The organism is Cupriavidus malaysiensis (genome assembly GCF_001854325.1).
GTDB classification, from domain to species: domain Bacteria; phylum Pseudomonadota; class Gammaproteobacteria; order Burkholderiales; family Burkholderiaceae; genus Cupriavidus; species Cupriavidus malaysiensis.
The window spans coordinates 1,195,466-1,216,465 of record NZ_CP017755.1 but is presented as its reverse complement, the minus strand read 5'-3'; the positions used below and the strand labels follow the sequence as shown (position 1 = coordinate 1,216,465).

Here is a 21,000-nt window from a genome sequence, read left to right as displayed (position 1 = left end):
TCCCTGCGCTCAGCGCACCGCCGCGTGGCTGTCGCGGCGGGCGTCGCAGGCGCCGGCGTAGGCATTGCCGGCGCGGCGCAGCATCTGCATGCCGCCGAAGTCCCAGGTGCTGCGGTCCATCTCCACCACGTCGTGGCCGAGCGCGGCCAGCCCTTGCGCCACACCGGGCGGAAAGCCGGGCTCGAGGTGCACCGCGCGCCCGGCGCCGACCTTGAAGCGCGGCGCGTCGACGATGGCCTGCAGGTCCTGGCCATGGTCCTGCAGCCGCACCATCATCTGGACATGCCCCTGGGGCTGGAAGGTGCCGCCGGTGGCGCCGAAGGCCATGGGCTGGCCGTCCGCGTCGAAAGCGAAGCCCGGCAGGATGGTGTGGAAGGGCCGCGCGCCGGCGCGGATGAAGGCCGGCGAGGCGGGATCGGTGCTGAAGCAGGCGCCACGGTTCTGCAGCGACACGCCGGCCGCCGGCACCGCCACGCCCGAGCCGAAGCCCATGTAGTTGGACTGGATCAGCGACACCATCATGCCGTCGCGGTCGCCGGCCGCCAGGTACACCGTGCCCGCCAGCGGGCCGAAACGGTGGCCGGTATCGGCGGCGGCGTCGCTGCGGAGGCGCGCGGCCGCCGCCGCCAGGCGCGCCGGCGCGAGACCGGCCTGCACGGCCGCCAGCGCCGCCGGGCCGTCGCCGATCAGCGGGCCGATTTCCGCGAAGGCCAGCTTGATGGCCTCGATCTGCAGGTGCAGGGAGGCGACCGAGTCCGGCCCATGCCGCGCGAGATCGTGATGCGCCAGCACGCCCAGCGCGAACAAGGCCACCGCGCCCTGTCCGTTGGGCGGCAGCTCGGCCAGCGACAGCGCCCGGTAACGTGCCTGCAATGGCTCGACCCACTCGGCCTGGTGCGCGTGCAGGTCGGCCAGGCGCAGACTGCCGCCGGTCGCGCGCGCATGCGCGTCGAGCAGGGATGCGGTCTCGCCGCGGTAGAAGTCCTCGCCGCCGCTGCGGCCGATGCGCTCGAGCGTGGCGGCCAGCGCCGGCAAGGCGAAACGCTCGCCCGCGACGGGCGCGCGCCCGCCGGGCAGGTAGCAGGCGGCGAAGCCCGGCTGGTCCTGCAGCTTGGCCACCTGCTCGCGCCATTTCTGCGCCACCCCCGGCGACACCGGGAAGCCGTCGCGCGCATAGCGGATGGCCGGCAGCAGCACCGTCGACAGCGGCAGCCGGCCGAAGCGGCGCGCCAGCGCGCTCCAGGCCGACACGGCGCCGGGCACGGTCACGCTGTCCCAGCCGCGCTGCGGCATCGCCGCCAGGCCGGCCAGCCGCGCGGTGTCGAGCGCGAGCGGGGCGCGGCCGCTGGCGTTCAGGCCATGCAGGCGGCCGCCGTGGCAGACCTGCGCGAAGGCATCCCCGCCCAGCGAGTTATTGGTCGGCTCGACCACGGCGATGGCGGCCGCCGCAGCGATCGCGGCGTCGGCGGCATTGCCGCCCAGCACCAGCATCTCCAGGCCGGCCTGGGCCGCCAGCGGTTGCGAGGCGACCACCATCTCGTCGCCGTGGACGGTGGCCCGGGCCGCCGGGCAGCGTGCCGGGGCGATTGCTTGGAATGACGTCGCCATGGCTACTGCGCGGCCAGCTTCTGGCCTTGGATCAGGCCGGCCCACTTGGCGTGCTCGGCCTGCACGAAGGTGCGGAAGGCCTCGGGGCTGCTCCACTCCACCTCGGCACCCTGCGCACTGAAACGCTGCTGGATCTCCGGCGACTTCAGGATCGCCACCAGGTTGCGGTTCAGTGTCTCCACCACCGCGGGCGGCAGCCGGGCCGGGCCGAAGATGCCGAACCAGGCGCTGACCTCGAAGCCCGGCAGGCCGGACTCGGCCACGGTGGGCAGCCTGGGCAGCAGGCTGCTGCGGTGCGCCCCGGTGACGGCCAGCGCGCGCACGGTGCCGGCCTCGATCTGCGCCTTGGCCGTGACCTGCAGGTCGAACATCAGGCTGACCTGGCCGCCCAGCAGGTCGGCCAGCGCCGGCGCGCTGCCCTTGTAGGGCACGTGCAGCAGCTGGATGCCGGCCGATTTCGCCAGCAGCTCGCCCGCCAGGTGGTTGGAGGTGCCGGTGCCGGCCGAGGCATAGGTGATCTGCCCCGGGCGCGCCTTGGCCAGCGCGACCAGCTCGCCCATGGTCTTCACCGGCAGGGCCGGATTGACCAGCACCACGAAGGGCACCGAGGCCACGCGCGTGATCGGCGTGAAATCCTGCACGGGGTCGTACCCCACCGGCGTCAGCGCCGGATTCATCGCGTGCGAGCTGACCGTGCCGAGCAGCAGCGTGTAGCCGTCCGGCGCGGCCTGGGCCACGTACTTGCTGCCGATGGCGGTGCCCGCCCCGGCGCGGTTGTCGACCACCACCGGGGTGCCCAGGCGCTCCGACAAACGCTGGCCGAGCAGGCGCGCCAGCACGTCGGCGGTGCCGCCCGGCGGATAGGGCACCACCAGATGCAGCGGCCGGTTAGGAAAGACCTGTGCGGCCACGGGTACTGACAGCAGCAGCGCGGCGGCCAGGCCGGCGCACAGGCGGGAGAAAAGGGAGGGCATGCTGGGCGGGTGCGGAGTCGGGTGCGGAAGCGCCGCCGCGGCGGCGGCGCACAGCGTGGAGGCAGGCGACGGCCCCGCTCAGGACAGCAGCGGAGCCCGCTCCTCGTCCACCTCGGCGATCGGCGGGATCTCCACGCCGTGGGCGCCGACATCCTCGCGGATCTCGTTCAAGGCGCGGCGGATGATCGCCATCTCCTCCTCCGGATGCGTGGCGCCGAGGCCGTGCTCGGCGGCGAGGGCGCGCGCGCGCGCCGCGCGCCGCTGCTCGTCGGGCGGCAGGTTGACCACTGCATAGACACCGTTGAGCAGGCTGCCGCGCAGCTTCTTGGCGAACTTCTGGCCCAGCATGGCCTTGTCGTCCGCCGAGATCTCGGCAAAGAAACGCCGCATGATGATGCGGCCGAACTGGATGTGGCGCGCTTCGTCGCGCAGGATCAGCCGGCAGGCGGTGCGGATCGACTCGAAGCGCGCATTCTCGTAGCGGGCCTGCAGCAGTTCGCCCGACAACTGTTCGAACAGGGTGTTGACCGCGAGCCCGGCGAAGAAGCTCATCTGCTTCTCCTCGCGCTCGTCGTGGAAGCGCGGGATCACCGAACGGAAGTAGTCCGAGCGCGGCGACGGCTGGTAGCCGCCGATGGCGCCCGCCACGCGGAAGGAGGCCTCGTGGTGGCGCAGTTCCTCGGCGATGAAGTTGACCACGTGCTGCTTCACCTCGAAGGGCTGGTGGGAAAAGATGGCATCGAGCAGGCGCTCCGCGCCGTAGGGGATCGCCCCATGCTCCATCCAGGCGCGCAGGCTCCACCACTCGGCGCCGGCCTCGCGCACCTCGGCCGGGAGGTCGGCGCGCTCCAGGTCGGAATAGTCGATCCGGGCCGGATCCCAGGCCAGCGCGCGCGCCTGTTCGCACAGGCCCCAGATATCCTGGTAGGCCAGGGTCGAGACGATGGGATAGGGATTGGGGACCGGGGTCAGTTCTTCCAGCAGCGAGGGGCGCATCGGGTTCTCCGTGGGGGCAGGCGGCAGGCCTCGGCGCAAGGACCGGGCCGGCTGGCGTTTTGCTTACTCTAGATTGCCGGGCCGTGATATTCCAAATACTATTCGTGTGCATTCGTAATACATGTAATGAATCACGGCGCGCGGACCCCGGCGCGCGCCACCGCCCTGCCCCGCACCATGACCGACCTGCGCCAGTTCCAGCAATTCATCGCCGTGGCCGAGCTGCTGAGCTTCCGCCGCGCGGCCGAGGTCCTGCACATGTCCCAGCCGCCGCTGACGGTGGCCATCCAGAAGCTGGAAGAGACCATCGGCACGCGCCTGCTGGACCGCAACCGCCACACGGTGCGCCTGACACCGGCCGGCGAGGTCTTCCTGGTGGAGGCCCGGCGCGCCATCGCGCAGGCCGAGATCGCCATCGAATCCGCGCGCCGGGCCGCCAGCGGCATGTTCGGCACGCTGCGCCTGTCCTTCGTGCCGAGCGCGGCGCTGGACCTGCTGCCCGAGGTGCTGCGCACCTTCCAGCGCGAGTACCCGGCGGTCAAGCTGATCCTCAGCGGCGAGACCAGCGGCCGCCAGCTCGAACTGCTGCGCCGCGGCGACACCGACCTGGCGCTGGTGGTGCCGCCGGTCTACGAGGCCCGCGACCTCAGCCTGGACATCCTGTGCGAAGAGGAACTGGTGCTGGCGGTGCCGGCCGAGCACCCGCTCGCGCGCCGCAAGCGGGTGCGGCTGGAGGAGCTGCGCGCGGAAGCCTTCGTCGCCTTCCCGTTCGCCGAAGGGCCCGGCTACTCGGGCGTGATCCTGGCCGCCTGCCAGCGCGCCGGCTTCTTCCCGCGCGTGGTGCAGGAAGCCGCGCAGATGCAGTCCATCGTCACGCTCGTGGCCGGCCATCTCGGCGTGGCCATCGTGCCGCGCGCGATGACGCGCGTGCAGGCCCGCGGCGTGGTCTACGTGGAGGTGGCGCAAGCGCGCACCACGCTGCGCTATCCGCTGGTGCTGGCCTCGCTGGCCGCCACCGACAACGCCCTGGTCGGTGCCTTCGTGGCGGTGGCGCGCCGCACCCTGGCGGGGCTGCGCGGCAAGGACGGCAGGAGCGGCGGCGCGGCGGCCTGACGCCAGCCGCGCGCGGCCTCACGCGCGCCGGCGGCGGCGTGCGCCTCAGTCCGGCGCCCGCCGGCAGGCGATCCAGGCGCCCCAGAACAAACTGGAAAAGAAGCGCAGCGGCGCCTCGAAGCCGGCCTCCCCGAGCAGATCGGCCACCACCTGCTCCGATGCCGGCGGCTCGGCGCCCTGCTGGATGCGCCCCAGCTTGGCCGCCACCGTGGCCGCGTCCGCGCCCTGCATGCGCCAGCGCTCTCCCCATGCCTTCAGCAACAGCGGCTGCGAGGCGTAGGGCCGGTAGTTGCAGGCCAGGATCAGCGGCGCGCCGGCGGGCAGGCGTGCCGCGATGCCGGCCAGCAGCGCGGCCTTGTCCGCCTCGCCCGGGAGGTGGTGCAGCACCCCGATCAAGGTCGCCGCGTCGAAGCGTTCAAGGGGGTCGAGGTCCGCCACATAGCCAGGCACGCTGCGCACGCGCCCGGACAGCCCGGCCTGCGCCACCTGCGCCGAGGTCAGCGCCAGCATCTCGGGCGACGGATCGACAGCGGTGAAGGTCCAGCCGGGTTCGAGCCGGGCCGCCGTCAGCACCTCCTGGCCGGTGCCGCCGGCCCCGGCCACCAGGATGCTGGCCGCGCCGCCACTGCCGAGCCGTGCGGCCAGCATGCACGCCGCCAGTTCATGGCAGGCATCGTAGCCAGCCAGCGCGATGCGGCTCTGCTCGCCGTACTCGGCGGCACGGGAGGAATCGAATTTCTGCACGGCGTCGGTCGCGCGGGATGGCATCGGTGAGGTCTCCTTGTCTGCGGGCGATGCGGCAGGCTTGCCGCCTGCGGCCATTCTAGGGACGCCGGCGGGGAGATCCAGTTGGCAAACCATCCTGGTATCCGGACTGCCATGCTGAGTGCTAGCTCGACGTTTGCTGCAGGTGTGCGTAGCCGGCCGCCGCGGCGAAGTCCGCCAGGCGCCAGATGCGCCCGTTCACCCCCCAGGTGCCGTCGGGCACTTCCTGCAGCAGCACCGAGGTGACCAGCGGCCGCGTGTCACCGGCCGGCCGCGCCGCCTGGACCGCTTCGTGCACCAGGCGCACGAACTCCGCGCGTGCCGCGTCGTCGAGCACGCCCGCCGGGACGCAGGCCTGCACCACGCAGGGCAGCAGGCCGGCCCCGGGATCGGCGCCGCCGCAGGTCCAGCCGCCCGCCGCCACCTCCTCGACCTGCACCCAGCACAGGGCGCGCCGGCGCGGGTCATCGGGAATCCGTTCGGCGGTGGCCGCGGCGTCGCTCAGCAAGCGGCCCAGGTCGGCGCGATGGGTGCCGGGAAAGGTGCCTTGGGGAATGCGGATCAGGAGATTGGGCATGGACCGGCCTCGCGCGCTGCGCTGTGGATCAGGTGGACATTACAGCGCAGCGCGGTGCCGCCTGGCAGCGCCCGAGCCGACAGATTTCCAGCCGATCCGGCCAAGCCGGGCAGCCGCTGGCCTCCCGGCCCTGCCGCCCTGCCTTGCTCAGGCCCGCTTCGCGGCGCGCAGCCCCAGCCGCGCGCCGGACACATTGACCAGCAGCCCCGCCATCACCACCGCCGCGCCCGCCCATTGCGCCGGTGCCAGGTCCTCGCCCAGCAGCCAATGGGCCGAGACCAGGCCCACCACCGGCACCAGCAGCGTCAGCGGCGCCACCTTGCTGGCCGCGTAGCGCGTCAGCAGCCGGCCCCACATCGAATAGCCGAACAGCGTCGCCACGAAGGCCAGGTAGCACACCGCGAACACGGCCGCGCCGGACACCTGCGACAGGCTCGCGGCGATGCGTGCCGGCCCTTCGAAGGCCAGCGACAACAGTGCGAACGGCACGATCGGCACCAGCGCGCCCCACACCACCAGCCCGACCAGGTCGACCGGACCGATGCGCTTGCTGACGATATTGCCGGTGGCCCAGCACGCCGCCGCGCACAGGGTCAGCACGAAGCCGGCCACGCTCATGGCGCCATGCGCTCCGCCGGACGCCGTCGCCGCGCCCGTGCCGATCAGCGCCAGTCCCGCGGCGGCAATGGCCATGCCGGCGAGGTTGAACCAGCGCAGCGGCTCGCCCAGCCAGGCGGCGATGGCCAGCGTGAAAAAGGCCTGGGCCTGCAGCACCAGCGACGCCAGCCCGGCCGGCATGCCCACCGCCATGGCGTAGAAGAGGAAGGCGAACTGCCCCAGGCTGATGGTGGCCCCGTAGGCCAGCAGCAGGCGCAGCGGGAGGCGCGGCCTGGGCACGAACAGCACCGCCGGGAAGGCCACCAGCAGGAAACGCAGCGTGCCCAGCAGCATCGGCGGCATGCCGGCCAGCCCCACCTTGATGACGACGAAATTGATTCCCCAGACGAGGACGATGGCGAGGGCGAGCAGACGATCCTTGGCTTGCATGGCGGGAGACGAAACGAGACGAGACGCGACGGGGGCCGGGCAAAGGCGCAAGCCTATCACCAGCCGGCCCGGCCGGCCGGATGCGCTGCGACAGAATGCCGCAGCGCGGACGCGGATATTCCCGGTGCGCATGTGATGCCGGCGCCGTGTCCGTCATGTTTCCGTCATCGTGCGCCTCTATCGTGCCGTCACCCGTCCCAACGGGTCTCATTCCGGAGAAAACAAGACATGAAGTTCACGACCATCGCCGCCCTCGCCGTCGCGCTGCTGAGCAGTGCCGCCCAAGCCGCCGACATCACCGGCGCCGGCAGCACGTTCGCCGCCCCCATCTACAACAAGTGGGCCACTTCGTTCCAGAAGGCCAACGGCGCCCAGGTAAACTACCAGGGCATCGGCTCCTCGGGCGGCATCAAGCAGATCATCGCGAAGACGGTCGACTTCGCCGGCTCGGACGCCCCGCTGAAGGACGAGGAACTTGCCAAGGAAGGCCTGTTCCAGTTCCCCACGGTGGTCGGCGGCGTGGTGGCGGCGATCAATGTGCCGGGCGTGAAGTCGGGCGAGCTGACGCTGTCGGGCCCGGTGCTGGCCGACATCTACCTCGGCAAGATCAAGAAGTGGAATGACGCCGAGATCGCCGCGCTGAACCCGAAGGCCAAGCTGCCGGACCTCGACATCGCCGTGGTGCGCCGCGCCGACGGCTCGGGCACCAGCTTCATCTGGACCAACTACCTGTCCAAGGTCAGCCCGGAGTGGAAGTCGAAGATCGGTGAAGGCACCACCGTCAACTGGCCGACCGGCACCGGCGGCAAGGGCAACGACGGCGTGGCCGCCTTCGTGCAGCGCCTGCCGGGCGCCATCGGCTACGTCGAGTGGGCCTACGCCAAGCAGAACAACATGGTCTATACGGCCATGAAGAACGCCACCGGCACCGTGGTCGAGCCCAGGACGGAGACCTTCAAGGCCGCCGCCGCCGGCGCCAACTGGTCGAAGACCTTCTACCAGATCCTGACCAACGAACCCGGCAAGGACGCCTGGCCGGTGGTCGGCGCGACCTTCGTGCTGCTGCACACCAAGCAGGACAAGGCCGAGCAAGGCGCGGAAACGCTCAAGTTCTTCGACTGGGCCTTCAAGAACGGCGAACAGGCCGCGCAGGAGCTCGACTACATCTCGCTGCCGAAGTCGGTGGTCGCGGAGATCCGCGCGCAATGGGCCGCGAAGATCAAGGACGAAGCCGGCAAGCCGGTGATGCGCTGAGCCGGCACCGCGCTGAGGCAAGCCTGACGCGCGCCGTGCACGCCTGACGCCCGGCCGCCCGGCCGGTGCGTGAGGCCGGCGGCGGCCAAGCCACGGGGCAACCGCAAGGTTGCCCCGTTTTCTTTGTTGCCAGGCCGCCGCTCAAGCCAGCAGCGGCGCCGCCTGCTCCAGCAGGAATTCGACGAAGGTGCAGAGCGGGCGCGTGTACCGGGTGTGGTGAGGTGTGGTGAGGGCCCTGCCCTGTGGTGACCGCTGCGGGGAAGCTAGTCCCGGGGATCCAGGCCGGCGCCGACCAGCGCCGCCACGCCTTGCAGCAGCGCGCCGAAGGCGGCGGGATCGCGGCGGTCGCCCGCCTGCTGGCCGCCGATCAGGCAGAGATGCACCGCCCGGGCGATCCGCTCGGCTTCGGCTTCGCTGCGCACCAGCGGGCGGCACACGGACAGCGCGAAGGACAGCCGCGTGCGGTCGACGCGGTCCTGGAATTCGGCCACCAGCGGGTCCTGCAGCGCCCAGGCGCGGATCGCGACCTCGCGCCCCGGCCGTTTCTGCGCCGCGATCTCCAGGTAGCGCGCGAGGATATCCTGCGCGCCGCGCCCCTGCGCGGCGTGGGCGAGCATGCGCCCGGTGTAGTCGGCCTCCCACTCGGCCAGCAGCGCGCGCACGAAGGCCTCCCGGCTGTCGAAATGATGGTAGAAGGACCCGCGCGTGACGTTCAGCCGGCGCGCCAGGCGCTCGGCGGACACGGCCTGGAATCCCTCCTGGTCCAGTGCCTCGAGCCCCGCCCGGATCCACCGGTCCCGTGTCAATGCCGCCATGCGTCTGCCGCCATGCTTGCCGCCATACAGGCTGTGTATGGCCTCCCTTGCGTCGCTAGAGTGCGATTCTCGCATAGCCACCCGACGACGCCATGAAGACCATCGCACTCATCGCCTTCGAGCAGTTCACCGACATCGATCTCTTCCTGATGTGGGACATCCTCGGCCGCCAGCGCCAGCACTGGCAGGTCCGCATCCTCGGCAGCCAGCCGGAACTGCGCTCCGCCAACGGCCTGGCGCTGCGGCCCCACGGTCGGCTGGACGAAGCCAACCATGCCGATGCCGTACTGTTCGCCAGCGGCAAGCAAGGCGTGCCGGCGGCGCTGGCCGATGCCGCCTTCCTCGGCAGCTTCCGCCTGGACCCGCGACGCCAGCTGATCGGCTCCATCTGCGCCGGCTCCTTCTTCCTCGCCAGGCTCGGCCTGCTCCCGCACAACCGGGCCACCACCCATCCCGACGCCCGCGCCGCCTTGAGCGCCATGGGCGTGACAAGCGACGAACGTCCCTTCGTCTGCGACGGCAACGTCGCCACCGCGGGCGGCTGCCTGTCGGCCCTGTACCTGGTCGCATGGATCGCCGAGCGGCTGCTGGGCAGCGGCCGGCATCGCGAGGTCCTGCGGGAATTGCTGCCGGCGGGGCAGGAAGCCCTGTTCGGGCGGCTGGTCGAGGCGAGCCTGGTGGAGGGCGGAGCGTAAGGCAGGGCGTGCCGGGTGCCTTCACCCTGCCATCGCTTCACGGCGCCGGAGTCGTATCGAATCCTATCCATTGCAGGGACAGCTGCCGGGTCACGCCTTCGGCAATGGTCGCCTTGATCGCCTGGTCGAAGCGCTCCAGCAGGGCCGTATCGCCTTTGCGCAATCCGAGGGAGGCACCCGCTCCGAATACCCCTCCGGACAACTGCGGCCCGGCCATCGCCAGGCGGGCGTTCGCGGGCTTCCGGCTCGCGCCCTGCATATAGCTCATCGACACCAGCGTGATGTCGATGCGCCCGGACAGCAGATCCAGGTCGGCTTCCTCCGGGGTCTTGTACTCGCGAACGGTGGCGACACCCTTCAGGTACTTGTCGATGAAGGCGCTCGCCACCGAGGCCGTCTGCACGCCGATGACCTTGCCAGCGAGCTGCGGCTTGATTGCCGCGATGAATCGCTGCAGGCCCGCCGCGTCCTTGTCCAGCCAGAGGACGCTTCCTTCTCCCGGCAGTTTCGCCAGCGGACTGGACTTCAAGGTGACGAACCGGCTTCCGACCGCGCTGTAGGGCGCCGAGAAGGCGATGGTCTCGCGCCGCTTCGGCGTCGCTGACAAGCCGGACATCAGCACGTCCACCTTCCCGGAGAGTAGCGAAGGAATCAGGCTGTTGAACGGGATGACGACCAGCTTGCACTCGACCTTCATCCTCGCGCACAGGATCTTGTAGTAATCGATCTCGTACCCGGCCAGCGAGCCGTCCGGGTTGGTGAAGTTGTATGGCCTGAATGCCCCTTCCGTGGCGATCGTGATGGTCTTCCCGCCATGGCCGTCGGCCGATGCGAAGGCAGCAGTGGAAGGGTTGAACAGCGCGGCGGCCAGCAAGGATGCCGCGGCGGCAAATGTCGCTTTCGCTTTCATGTAACGTCCTCTCTGCGGGCGGATGGACCACCGGCTATCGGTGGCTGGAGATGAACTGCCGGAAGCGCGCGGATTGGCTGTGCCGGAACAACTGCTCGGGCGCGCCTTCGTCGTCGATGCCACCCTGATGCAGGAAGATCACGCGATCGGAGACCTCGCGCGCGAATCCCATCTCGTGCGTGACGACGAGCATCGTGCGCCCCTCCGCGGCCAGCTCGCGCATGACCTTCAGGACCTCGCCCACCAGCTCCGGATCGAGCGCCGACGTCGGCTCGTCGAACAGCATGACCTTCGGCCGCATCGCCAGGGCGCGCGCGATGGCCGCCCGCTGCTGCTGCCCCCCCGACAGCTGCGAGGGATAGCAGTCGCGCTTTTCCACGATCCCGACCTTCCTGAGCAGCGCCAGGGCTTCGTCCTCGCACTCGGCACGCGGTCGCTTCAGCACATGGATCGGCGCTTCCATGACGTTCTGCAGAATCGTCTTGTGCGACCACAGATGGAAGCCCTGGAACACCATGCCGAGGGACGCCCGGATACGGTCGACCTGGCGCTGGTCCAGGGGCCGAAGCGGCTTGCCGGGAACCTGGCGCATGCGGATCAACTCGCCGCCGACGGTGATCCGTCCCTGATCCGGCATCTCGAGCAGATTGATACACCGCAGCAAGGTGGACTTGCCGGATCCGGAGGAACCCAGGATCGAGATGACTTCGCCTTCGCGGGCATCCATCGAGACGCCTTTCAGGACCTCGTGTCCGCCAAAGCTCTTCTTCAGTTGATCGACACGCAGCGCCACCTGCGCCGCCTCCCTGGTCGATGTCCCGTTCATGCTCGCTTCTCCGGTTTCGCGACCGCGGCCGCCTGGTTGGGGGAATGGCGCGCCGGCCGAGAATCCGGGCGCAGTGCCATCTCGAGACGCGCGATCAGCGCGGTCAGCAGCAGATTCAATGTGAGGTAGATCGCACCGGCAATGACGAACACGTCCAGCGTCCGGTAGGTCTCGCCGATCAGGCGCGCGGCGATGCCGGTGACCTCCATCAACGTGATGACGGAGGCGAGCGAGGTCGACTTGACCATCGCCACGACCTCGTTTCCGTATGCCGGCAAGGCCTGGCGCAAGGCCAGCGGCAGCACGATGCGGCGCCATCGGAGCAGGAACGGCATGCCGCACGCCTGAGCCGCCTCGACCTGTCCATGCGGTACCGACAGCAGTCCGCCGCGAAGGATCTCGCCGGAATAGGCAGCGGTGCACAGGCTGAGCGAGAGCAGCGCGCAGTAGTACGGTTCGCGCAGAAAGGGCCAGAGAATGCTCTCCTGTATCCATGGAAACTGCCCCGGTCCGTAGTAGATCAGGAAGATCTGCACCAGCAGGGGCGTACCGCGGAAGACGAAGATATAGGCGCTGGCCAGTGCGTTCAGCGCAACGTTCCCCGAGACGCGCATGGCCGCGAGCACCACGGCAAGCACCAGCCCGGCGGCCAGGCTGAGCGAGGCGAGCTGCAAGGTCAGCGGCACGCCCTCGAGCAGCGCGGCCAGGCTGTCATGGATGAATGGAACGTCCATTATCTCTGCCTCACTCCGCGCGCATAGAAACGTTCCGTGGCGCGGAGCGCGCGTCCGGTACATGCGGAGATCAGGAGGAACAGCAGCGCCGCCGCGAAGAAGAAATCGAAGGGCATGCCGGTGGCGTTGGCGCCGACCTGCGCCCGGCCCAGCAGATCGGCCACGCCGGTGACCGAAATCAGCGCCGAGGCCTTCAGCACCATCTGCCAGACATTGCCGATGCCCGGCATGGCGTGGCGCAAGGTCAGCGGGACCAGGATCCGGCGCAGACGCAGCAGGCGCGGCATGCCGCATGCCACCGCCGCTTCGAGCTCGCCCCGGCTCACGGCGCTGCAGGCGCCGCGGAAGACTTCCGTCAGCTGGGCGCCCGACGTGATCCCGATCGCCAGCACGCCTGCGACGGCTCCCGGGATGCCGACGAAACCGCCGGCGCCCATCCACGTTCCGATCCGGGTCAAGGCCGCGCTGCCGCCGAAATAGAACAGGTAGATGACCAGCAGTTCGGGAATCCCCCTCAGCACTGTGGTGTACGCCGTCGCCAGCGCCGGTAGCGGTTGGCGCCCGCCGACCTTGGCCCAGCAGCCAAGCGCACCGAACACGCCACCGGCCAGCAGGCCGCAGACGGCGACGGCGAACGTCGTTGCGGCACTGGCCATGAGCAGCGGCCCCCACCCTTGGCTCGAAAAGCCGAAAACGTCGAAGATGGACGGTTCCATGATCAATGCGAGGCAGGGAGCGGAACCCGCACGTCGTCGGGGATCGGGTTCTGGAAGGGCCCGTCCCCCACGCGTGCGCGATGCTCGGCCTTTGCCATTTCCAGGATGTCCGGGCGCAGGTAGAGGTGGACGGCCGTGCTGGCCATGATCTTGGCCGTGTGCACCATGCCCTTGTGGGCGATGCTCGACTTCCCCTGGGCCACCAGCTGCCAGGAATGGCCCGGCGTACCGATCGCGTAGGTGGCCCCGCGCGCCTGCACCGTGGGCGTCACCCAGCTGACGCTTCCCACGTCGGTGGACGCAAGCTGCGATTCATCCCCGGCGTACCGGGGCGCAATGGCATTGCACAGGACGAGGCCCTCTGCCCTCTTGAGGCCGGCACGGCGGAATGCGGACAGAACGGCTTCCTCGCCGACCGTAGCCTGGAAGCGGGCGGCCAGCGCGCGATCGGCGTCGTCGAAGTCCGGCGGCCCGAGTTCGGCGAACTGTGCTTGCATCAGGTCCTCGAGCGGCGTATTGCCGACCACGTTCGCATCGCCGCTGACGATCTGCGAACGCACGGTCGTCTGGGTCATCAGCGCGGCGCCCCGGGCGATGTCGTCCACCCAGGCGCGCAGGGTACGGAGACCGTCCAGGTCCGCGGCCCTGACCAGATATCTCACGGTGGCGCGCGCCTGCACCACGTTCGGCGCAATACCGCCGCTATCGGTCACCGCATAGTGGATGCGTGCACTCGCAGGCATGTGCTCCCGCATGTAGTTGACGCCAACGTTCATCAGTTCCACCGCATCGAGCGCACTGCGGCCGAGATGCGGCGCCGAGGAAGCATGCGACGCGACGCCGGAGAAGTGATAGTTGATCTCGTTGCAGGCGAGCGAGACGGGATTGGCGACGCCGGAGAATGCCGCGGGATGCCAGCAGATCGCCGCGTCGACATCGTCGAACACACCGGCCCGGACCATGAAGCCCTTGCCGGCACCGCCCTCCTCGGCCGGGCAGCCGTAGTAGCGGATCCGGCCCGGCAGGCCGTGTGCTTCCAGGTAGCTCTTGACTGCCGCGGCGGCGTGCATCGACCCGGCGCCGAGAAGGTTGTGCCCGCAGCCATGTCCGCTGCCGCCTTCGTGTACCGGGTCCCGTTCATCCACGCCGGCCTTCTGCGAAAGGCCCGGCAGCGCGTCGTACTCGCCGAGAATGGCGATGACCGGCCCGCCTTCGCCGGCCTCTCCCACCATCGCAGTAGGAATGCCGGCGATGCCCGTCTCGACGCGGAACCCCAGCTTGCGCAGCAGTTGTTCATGCGCCGCGGCGGACTGGTATTCCTCGTAGTTGAGTTCGGGTGTCTCCCAGACCGCGTTGCTCAATGCGGTGAACTGATCCCGCATCGCATCGATGCGTGCCCACACGTCCCGCATCGTCTCCACCTCGTTCACTTGCATGACACGCTCCTTGCCTGGATGGGTTGACTACCGTCGACGCGCCGCCATTGCCTCTTTCTGCCCGCGCGCGGCCACGCAACGCACGGCGACGGAATGGATGCGCGGCATGCCGATGCCACGCCGGCACCGCCGAACCTCAGAACCGATGTCGGATCCCGACGCGAACCATGGTCTGGCGATTGCTGTTCGAAGCCGGCAATGCCCGGATCGCCGCGACGGCCGGGCCGCCGGTCGAGTCGGTGCCGGAAGCCTTCTGATGAACGCCGGCCAGATACACGTCGGTACGCTTCGACAGGAAGTAATCCGCGCCCACGGCCACCTGGAGATAGTTCGCGCCCGAGCGGCTCGCGCCACTCGTGTCACGGACCGGGCTGCCCTTCGTGTAGCTGAAAGCCGCCCCCAACAGCAGGGCCGGCGTCACCTGATACTTGACGTTGATCTCGGCGTTGTCGAATGCCACGGTGCCCGCATAGCGCATGGCGTTCAGGCCGGGAACCGCCCCGAGATGCATGAACCGGATATTCGAGTACGTCGCACCGATGGTTGCCGCGCCGATGGCATAGGCGGCGCCGATGCCGATCACCTGGTAGGTGTTGGCCGACGTGAATCCGCGATAGACCGGCGACGTGACAGCGGACGGCGTGCCGGTAGAGGTATTGTTGCCAAACAGGCTGCCGGCGTTCGCGGCCGGCGTACGGGCGTTCAGGTAGGCCATACCGAACGCCAGCGGCCCGCCGCCATAGCGCGCGCCCAGCGACCAGACCTGGTTTGCCGCGACGTCTCCCGCGACCCCGCCCAGGCTGTACGTACCCGTGAACGTCAGGCCGGCATGGGCCGCGCTCCTGTATTTGACGGTATGGTTGGCCCGGTATGAATTGTTGAAGTTGTCGATGTCGCCAGCGTGAGCGGACATCGCCGTGCCCCACTGTCCGGCGGCGGCAAATGCGCCCACCGAGTCGACGAGGGCATCGTATTGACGGCCCAGCGTCACGGTGCCGAAGTCCCCCGCCAGGCCGACCAGGGCCTGGCGCCCGAACGCGAGACCGCCTTGTCCCGCTTTGCCGTTGCTTGCATTGAAACCGCTTTCCAGCGCGAAGAGCGCCGCCAGGCCGCCGCCGAGGTCCTCCCTGCCGCGCAGGCCCCAGCGGCTGCCCTGCAGGCCGCCGCTCGTCAGGTTGTACAGGCGGGAACCACCGGCATTGGAGTTGTAGTTCAAGCCTTCGTCGACGACACCGTACAGCGCCACGCTGCTCTGGGCATGTGCCACATCGGACAATGCGCCCAGCGCGGCGACGGCATATAGCGATCCTTTTCTCATCGATTGTCTCCGTTGGTTTTTTATTTTTTTATTTAAAAAATACTAATTAGATCCGCAAAAAATAAGCTCCGACTTTTAATATTGATAGACCAGAAAAATCACCATCCTGGCGTCGAAGGGGACACGCCATCGCGGAGGTGAAGACTGCGCTTACCGGCCGGCTGTGGCTCGCCGATCCGGCAACTCCGGCAGGAAGACGCGGAGGCAGGCCTGCCGCGTCGATCGGCAAGCAGGGCCCGACCGGATCAATCGGCTTCGGCGACCCGCTCCTGCACGCCCTCACGAAGGCGGCCGTGGCAAGGCTTGGCGCCGGACGCTGCCGCAGGAGTCCCGGATTGCACCAAGCGCACCAGATGCGCTCGTCGTCGAGAGAACACCCCCACAAGCTCCCGATCCAGGTGGCACCGGCATCCGGCGGCGGCGCAGAGCAAAGCAGACGCTCCGCCCGCCGGCATGATGGTGAATAACGGCGCCCGCGCGCCGCGAGGCGTCGCCCTACAAGTCGATCCGCATCAAGTCATGCGCCAGCCGCAGCGGGCCGCCGTAGTGCTTGCGGATATCGGTCACGACCTCGTCCAGCAGGTGCGGCCCCATCAGCTCCACCGGAAGGTGCTTGGCGGCCGCGCGTTTCAGTACCGGGCTGGTCGAATCGAAGTGACCGAAGTGCGTGGCGACAAGACTCTTGACCTCGGCGCGCGCCGCAATCCTGCCCAGCTCGGTCGGACTGGTATGCGAGAAGGTTCCCACGCCGGTCTTGGCGCGGTGCGCGATGAAGGACTCCGGGAAGGTGCATTCATGGATCAGCAGATCGGCATCGCGCGCCAGGCGCACCATCGCTTCGCAGGGCGCGGTGTCGCCACTGAACGCGATCACCTTCCCTTCCGCCTCGACCCGCACGCCGAAGCACTCGCATACCTCGCGCGGGATATGCTCGACCCAGTCGACCGAGATCTTCACGTCGTCGTCCTGGAACACCACGCCCGGGCTGATTTCGCGCACCTCGGGACGTATCGCCTCGAGATTCTGCTGCCGGATCGGGTAGGCGCCGCGCGCCCGGAAGTCGGCCTGGTAGGCGCCATGCTCGAACAGATGCTCGACGAAGTGCCGGGTTCCCTTCGGCCCCAGCACCAGCGGCGCACCGGTCTTGTTGAGCATCCAGCCCGAGATCACGAAATAGGGATAGTCGCAGATATGGTCGTGATGCAGGTGCGTCAGAACTACGAAACCCACGGATGCCGGATCGACATTGGCACGCACCATCTGCCGGGTCGCCCCTTCGCCGCAATCGAACAGGAAGTGGCGTCCATTGTTCAGCGTCAGCAGGATTGCCGACTGCGCGCGGTCCGGGTCGGGCAGCGCGGCGCCTGTCCCCAGCATCGTGATCTTCATGGCGTCTCCGGGTTCTGCGTTTTAGGTGACGCCCAGTATAGTTCTGGCATCCATGAGCAATTGATGAAGTTTCGTGGCTCAGTGAACACCAGGAGGAATCACCGAATGGCTGCAGAATTCGAGGTCCCGCCGGCCCGGCGCATCCGCTCGACCTTGCGTATCCGCCATCTGGAACTGCTGCTGGCGCTCGACGACCTGCGCAGCCTGCACAAGGCGGGGGAACGCATGAACATGACCCAGTCCGCCGCCAGCAAGCTGCTGCGGGAGATCGAGGCAATGTTCGGCGTACCGCTTTTCCTGCGATCGCGCAGGGGCATCACGCCGACCGCATTCGGCACCGCCCTGTTCAGCAAGGCCTCGCTGCTGCTCGCGGACCTGGACGGCGCGCGCGATGAGATCGAAAGCCTGGCACGCGGCGGAGCGGGCCACGTCCGACTCGGTGCCCTGCAGGTCGCCCTGCCGGAGCTGGTGCCACGGACGCTCGCCCGCCTGCGCGCTGAACAACCCGGGATCACGATGCTGGTGCAGGAGGGGGCGAGCGACGTCCTGCTGGCGGCGCTCGGACGGGGCGAACTCGATTGCGTGCTGGGGCGGATGACGTGGCAGATGGAGTCCGGCGGTTTCCGCTGGGAGGTGCTGTATGACGAGCCGGTGTGCCTCGTCGCCCGGGTCGGGCATCCCCTGGCCAGGATGCGCAAGATGACGCCGGAATGCCTGGCGCGCCAGGAGTGGATCCTGCCACCCCGCGAAGCGCCGCTGCGGCAGACGATCGAGCACTATTTCATCGCCCATCGCCTGCCGCTGCCGAAGGCCGGCATCGAATCGGTATCGGTGATGACCAACGCCGTGCTGATGCGCGACACCGACATGATCGCCGCCATGCCGCTGACCATGGCGCGCTACCATGCGGCGCTCGACCGGCTCGCGATCCTGCGCTTCCGTCCCGACTGGAGTTTGCCTCCGGTCGGGATCGCGATGCGTGCCGAGGCGTCGGAATCGCCGGCCTTTGCATCCTTCCTATCGACACTCCGGGCGGTGGCACGGGGACTGAAAGCGACGGCGGCGCGCTAGCCTTCGTCGTGTGTCGGCACGCGAAGCACGGAGCACGGGCGGCGACCGCACTCTCCCCTGATAGCCGCTGTCCCGCCTCGGCCATGCACTGCCTCAGGACACTAGCCGCGCGCCAGCGCCAGACCTGCGGCCGGCGCCGACACCGCTTGCTGCGCCCCACCCGGTGCCTCGTCCTCCAGCTTGAACTCACCGACCGCCTGCTGCAGGTGCTGCGCCTGCTCGGCCAGCGCGGCGGAGGCGGCGGCGGCCTGCTCGACCAGGGCCGCGTTCTGCTGCGTGACGGCGTCCATCTGCGCGACCGCGAGGTTGACCTGTTCGATGCCCTGGCTCTGCTGCCCGGAAGCCTGCGCGATCTCGTCCAGCAGGCCGGCCACCTGGCGCACCGACTGCATGATCTCCTGCATGGTCTCGCCCGCCTGGCCGACCAGCGCCGAACCGCTTTCGACCTGGGCGGCGGAGTCGCCGATCAGGGTCTTGATCTCCTTGGCCGCATTGGCGCTGCGCTGGGCCAGGCTGCGCACCTCGCCCGCCACCACGGCGAATCCGCGGCCCTGCTCGCCCGCGCGCGCCGCCTCCACCGCCGCGTTCAGCGCCAGGATATTGGTCTGGAAGGCGATGCCTTCGATCACGTCGATGATATCGGCCACCTTGCGCGAGCTGCCGCTGATGGCTTCCATGGTCTGCACCACCTGGCCCACCACCGCTCCGCCGCGCGCGGCCACGCCCGAGGCGCCGGCCGCCAGTTCGTTGGCGGCATGGGCGCGTTCGGCGTTGCTGCGCACCATGCCGGTCAGTTCGCTCATGCGCGTCGCGGTCTGCTGCAGCGTGGCGGCCTGTTCTTCGGTGCGCTGGGACAGGTCCAGGTTGCCGTCGGCGATCTGCCGCGAAGCACCGCCGATGGCATCGCTCGATTCCTTGATGCGGCCGACCAGGTCGGTCAGCATGTCCTCCATCTCGCCCAGCCCGCTCAGCAGGCGCCCGAACTCGCCGCCACGCTCGGTGGCGAACTCCTGGCTCAGGTCGCCGGACGCCACCGTCTCGGCGATATGGACCGCTTCGCCCAGCGGCTGCTCGATGCTGCGCGTGAGGCGGTAGACATAGATCATGCCGAGCACCACGATGGCCAGCGCCAGCCCGGCCAGCCAGGCGCGCGCGGAAGCCGCCTGTGCGGCCGTCTGCGCGGCGATGGTGCCGGCCTCGGCCTTGTAGCGGCCGGCCAGCGCGGCCGCCTGCGCCTGCACGTCGTCCAGCGCCGGCAGCACCTCCACGGCGAAGACACGCACCGCCTCGTCGCGCGCGCCCTGCTGCAGCAGCGCCGCGGCCCGTCCCGAGGCGGCGGCGTACTTGCCCTGCGCGTCGCGCAGGCGCGCCAGCGCGGCCTTGTCCTCGTCCGAGGCAGCCGCGTCGGGCAACCCGCCGGTCGCCTCCTCGAACACCTTGCCGGGCGCGAGCTGGCCGCCGCTGTCAGGCAACCCGGCCTGCACCCCCAGCAGCCGCGCCGTCATGCGCGCGGCGTCGGCCCGCGCTGCGGTCGCCACGGCGGCGGCGGCGTCTGCCTTGCCCCAAGTTACCGCGGCGATGCGCTGCGCGCCGTCCGCGACGTCCTGCAGGCGCAGCGCGCCGACAGCGGCCAGCGCCAGCGCGAGCAGCGCCACCAGCCCGAAGCCGATCGCCAGGCGCGTGCGGATTCTCAGGTTCTCGATCGACATACGTGCTCCCCCTTCCCTCTTGTTTGTGGAATTCCCTGCCGTGCGGCGACGGATTCGGGCGCCGCGCCGGCCGGCCGGAAACCCGGACCGGCCGCCTTGTCCTATTGATCTTCCCGCTTGACGCCGACCATCGCTCGCGCCGGTGGTCCACCACCCTGCAGGGCCGGCCACGGCGATGTATCGATCGGCACGCAAAGCGGGCAGGCCCAGGCGGATGCGGGCCGGACTTCCCGGCTTCAGCGTCTCAATCCATGGTCAACGGCAGCGCTCGGCGGACCTTGAGCGAAACGGCATGAAAACGCCGATAATGTCCCGCGGGCCGCGCCGCAAGGCCCGCGCCCGCGCCACCGGCCGTGCGGCGCCTCTCGGACCGAACCGCAAGGAAACAACATGCCAGACCTGTCTACCCTGGGAGCGTTCGTCGTCGTGGTGCTGGGCCTGTTCCTGATTCCGGGGCCTGCTGTGCTGCTGGTTTTGACGCGCACCGTGCATGGCGGGCGCAAGGCCGGCATCCTGACCGGCCTGGGGGTGGCCGCCGGGGACTTCATCCATACGCTGTGCGCGGCCGTCGGGCTGTCGGCGCTGCTGATGACGTCCGCGCTGGCGTTCAACGCGGTCAAGTACCTCGGTGCGGCCTATCTGCTCTACCTCGGCATCCGCGCCCTGCGGCAACCGCCGCAGGACGACCCGCGCTTGCCGCAACTGCCCGCGGTGACGCCCGCCAAGGCCTTCCTGCAGGCCATTCCGGCCGAGGTGCTGAACCCGAAGACGGCCCTGTTCCTCCTGGCCTTCCTGCCGCAGTTCGTCCACCCGGGCCATGGCTCGTCCTTCGGCCAGTTCGCCGTGCTGGGCCTGGTCTTCGTGGGCATGAGCGCGCTCTACACCACGCTGCTGGTGCTGAGCGTGCGCCCGCTGGGCCGCTTCGCGCGGCGCCTGGGCTGGCTGGTGCGCTGGCAGAACAAGCTCATCGGCCTGCTGTTCATCGCGCTGGGCCTGCGCGTGGCCGCCCAGACCCGCTGACGGGGCGAAACGCCGGGGGCCGGGCCC

Annotated in this window: 20 protein-coding genes; 5 read left to right on the top strand and 15 right to left on the bottom strand. The window is 69.5% G+C overall.

Going from position 1 to position 21,000, the window contains the following annotated elements; all coding sequences use genetic code 11:
* Positions 1 to 9: 9 nt before the first annotated feature.
* The 3 genes from BKK80_RS25020 to BKK80_RS25010 form a co-directional block, all read right to left on the bottom strand.
* Positions 10 to 1,608 (bottom strand): gamma-glutamyltransferase family protein, encoded by a 1,599-nt coding sequence (locus tag BKK80_RS25020; protein WP_071039721.1) that lies wholly within the window; start codon positions 1,606 to 1,608, stop codon positions 10 to 12.
* Positions 1,609 to 1,610: 2 nt separating this feature from the next.
* Complete coding sequence (locus BKK80_RS25015) at positions 1,611 to 2,582, bottom strand: tripartite tricarboxylate transporter substrate binding protein (RefSeq protein ID WP_071039720.1); 972 nt, start codon at positions 2,580 to 2,582, stop codon at positions 1,611 to 1,613.
* Between the two features lie 78 nt (positions 2,583 to 2,660).
* Entirely contained in the window at positions 2,661 to 3,578 is a 918-nt protein-coding gene (locus BKK80_RS25010) for a ferritin family protein (protein WP_071021139.1), read from the bottom strand.
* A 126-nt stretch (positions 3,579 to 3,704) separates the two neighbouring features.
* Between BKK80_RS25010 and BKK80_RS25005 the strand changes: the two genes are divergently transcribed.
* On the top strand, positions 3,705 to 4,691 hold the full coding sequence (locus tag BKK80_RS25005; protein WP_231908152.1) for a LysR family transcriptional regulator: 987 nt from the start codon (positions 3,705 to 3,707) through the stop codon (positions 4,689 to 4,691).
* A 45-nt stretch (positions 4,692 to 4,736) separates the two neighbouring features.
* Here BKK80_RS25005 and BKK80_RS25000 read toward each other — a convergent pair whose 3' ends face one another.
* The 3 genes from BKK80_RS25000 to BKK80_RS24990 all read right to left on the bottom strand — a co-directional run bounded on the left by BKK80_RS25000 (position 4,737) and on the right by BKK80_RS24990 (position 7,080).
* Positions 4,737 to 5,459, bottom strand: coding sequence for an SAM-dependent methyltransferase (locus BKK80_RS25000; protein WP_071071730.1), 723 nt, complete (start codon positions 5,457 to 5,459; stop codon positions 4,737 to 4,739).
* 121 nt (positions 5,460 to 5,580) lie between these two features.
* Complete coding sequence (locus BKK80_RS24995; protein ID WP_071071728.1) at positions 5,581 to 6,033, bottom strand: tautomerase; 453 nt, start codon at positions 6,031 to 6,033, stop codon at positions 5,581 to 5,583.
* A 147-nt stretch (positions 6,034 to 6,180) separates the two neighbouring features.
* Positions 6,181 to 7,080 (bottom strand): EamA family transporter, encoded by a 900-nt coding sequence (locus BKK80_RS24990; protein ID WP_071071726.1) that lies wholly within the window; start codon positions 7,078 to 7,080, stop codon positions 6,181 to 6,183.
* Between the two features lie 228 nt (positions 7,081 to 7,308).
* On the opposite strand from BKK80_RS24990, the gene pstS reads away from it, so the two are divergent.
* Positions 7,309 to 8,334 (top strand): phosphate ABC transporter substrate-binding protein PstS, encoded by a 1,026-nt coding sequence (gene pstS, locus BKK80_RS24985; protein ID WP_071021150.1) that lies wholly within the window; start codon positions 7,309 to 7,311, stop codon positions 8,332 to 8,334.
* A gap of 263 nt (positions 8,335 to 8,597) precedes the next feature.
* Here pstS and BKK80_RS24980 read toward each other — a convergent pair whose 3' ends face one another.
* Positions 8,598 to 9,149 carry a TetR/AcrR family transcriptional regulator gene (locus BKK80_RS24980; RefSeq protein ID WP_071071725.1) on the bottom strand — a complete coding sequence of 184 codons (552 nt, stop codon included), beginning with the start codon at positions 9,147 to 9,149 and terminating at the stop codon, positions 8,598 to 8,600.
* A gap of 92 nt (positions 9,150 to 9,241) precedes the next feature.
* On the opposite strand from BKK80_RS24980, the gene BKK80_RS24975 reads away from it, so the two are divergent.
* A complete protein-coding gene (locus tag BKK80_RS24975; protein WP_071021155.1) occupies positions 9,242 to 9,844 on the top strand; it encodes a DJ-1/PfpI family protein in 603 nt (200 codons plus the stop codon).
* A 37-nt stretch (positions 9,845 to 9,881) separates the two neighbouring features.
* Here BKK80_RS24975 and BKK80_RS36690 read toward each other — a convergent pair whose 3' ends face one another.
* From BKK80_RS36690 to BKK80_RS24940, 7 genes are all read right to left on the bottom strand, one after another.
* The gene (locus tag BKK80_RS36690) at positions 9,882 to 10,754 is read right to left on the bottom strand and encodes a transporter substrate-binding domain-containing protein (protein ID WP_071071723.1); all 873 of its coding nucleotides are present in this window, start codon (positions 10,752 to 10,754) and stop codon (positions 9,882 to 9,884) included.
* A 34-nt stretch (positions 10,755 to 10,788) separates the two neighbouring features.
* Positions 10,789 to 11,580 (bottom strand): ABC transporter ATP-binding protein, encoded by a 792-nt coding sequence (locus tag BKK80_RS24965; protein WP_071021161.1) that lies wholly within the window; start codon positions 11,578 to 11,580, stop codon positions 10,789 to 10,791.
* On the bottom strand, positions 11,577 to 12,314 hold the full coding sequence (locus BKK80_RS24960) for an ABC transporter permease (protein ID WP_071039714.1): 738 nt from the start codon (positions 12,312 to 12,314) through the stop codon (positions 11,577 to 11,579). Before BKK80_RS24960 ends, BKK80_RS24965 begins: the two co-directional genes overlap by 4 nt.
* Complete coding sequence (locus BKK80_RS24955) at positions 12,314 to 13,030, bottom strand: ABC transporter permease (protein WP_157903335.1); 717 nt, start codon at positions 13,028 to 13,030, stop codon at positions 12,314 to 12,316. The genes BKK80_RS24960 and BKK80_RS24955 overlap by 1 nt, the downstream gene beginning before the upstream one ends.
* Before the next feature lie 2 nt (positions 13,031 to 13,032).
* A complete protein-coding gene (locus BKK80_RS24950) occupies positions 13,033 to 14,466 on the bottom strand; it encodes a M20 family metallopeptidase (protein ID WP_071021167.1) in 1,434 nt (477 codons plus the stop codon).
* Between the two features lie 136 nt (positions 14,467 to 14,602).
* Complete coding sequence (locus BKK80_RS24945; protein ID WP_071071721.1) at positions 14,603 to 15,784, bottom strand: porin; 1,182 nt, start codon at positions 15,782 to 15,784, stop codon at positions 14,603 to 14,605.
* A gap of 495 nt (positions 15,785 to 16,279) precedes the next feature.
* Positions 16,280 to 17,173 carry an MBL fold metallo-hydrolase gene (locus tag BKK80_RS24940; protein WP_071071719.1) on the bottom strand — a complete coding sequence of 298 codons (894 nt, stop codon included), beginning with the start codon at positions 17,171 to 17,173 and terminating at the stop codon, positions 16,280 to 16,282.
* Positions 17,174 to 17,278: 105 nt separating this feature from the next.
* Here BKK80_RS24940 and BKK80_RS24935 point away from each other — a divergent pair, with 105 nt between their 5' ends.
* Positions 17,279 to 18,244, top strand: a complete 966-nt coding sequence (locus BKK80_RS24935) for a LysR substrate-binding domain-containing protein (protein WP_071039712.1) — start codon at positions 17,279 to 17,281, stop codon at positions 18,242 to 18,244.
* Positions 18,245 to 18,345: 101 nt separating this feature from the next.
* Here BKK80_RS24935 and BKK80_RS37920 read toward each other — a convergent pair whose 3' ends face one another.
* Positions 18,346 to 19,431 (bottom strand): methyl-accepting chemotaxis protein, encoded by a 1,086-nt coding sequence (locus BKK80_RS37920; RefSeq protein ID WP_418235918.1) that lies wholly within the window; start codon positions 19,429 to 19,431, stop codon positions 18,346 to 18,348.
* A gap of 912 nt (positions 19,432 to 20,343) precedes the next feature.
* Here BKK80_RS37920 and BKK80_RS24925 point away from each other — a divergent pair.
* Positions 20,344 to 20,973 carry a LysE family translocator gene (locus tag BKK80_RS24925; protein ID WP_071071717.1) on the top strand — a complete coding sequence of 210 codons (630 nt, stop codon included), beginning with the start codon at positions 20,344 to 20,346 and terminating at the stop codon, positions 20,971 to 20,973.
* The last annotated feature ends 27 nt before the right edge of the window (positions 20,974 to 21,000 follow it).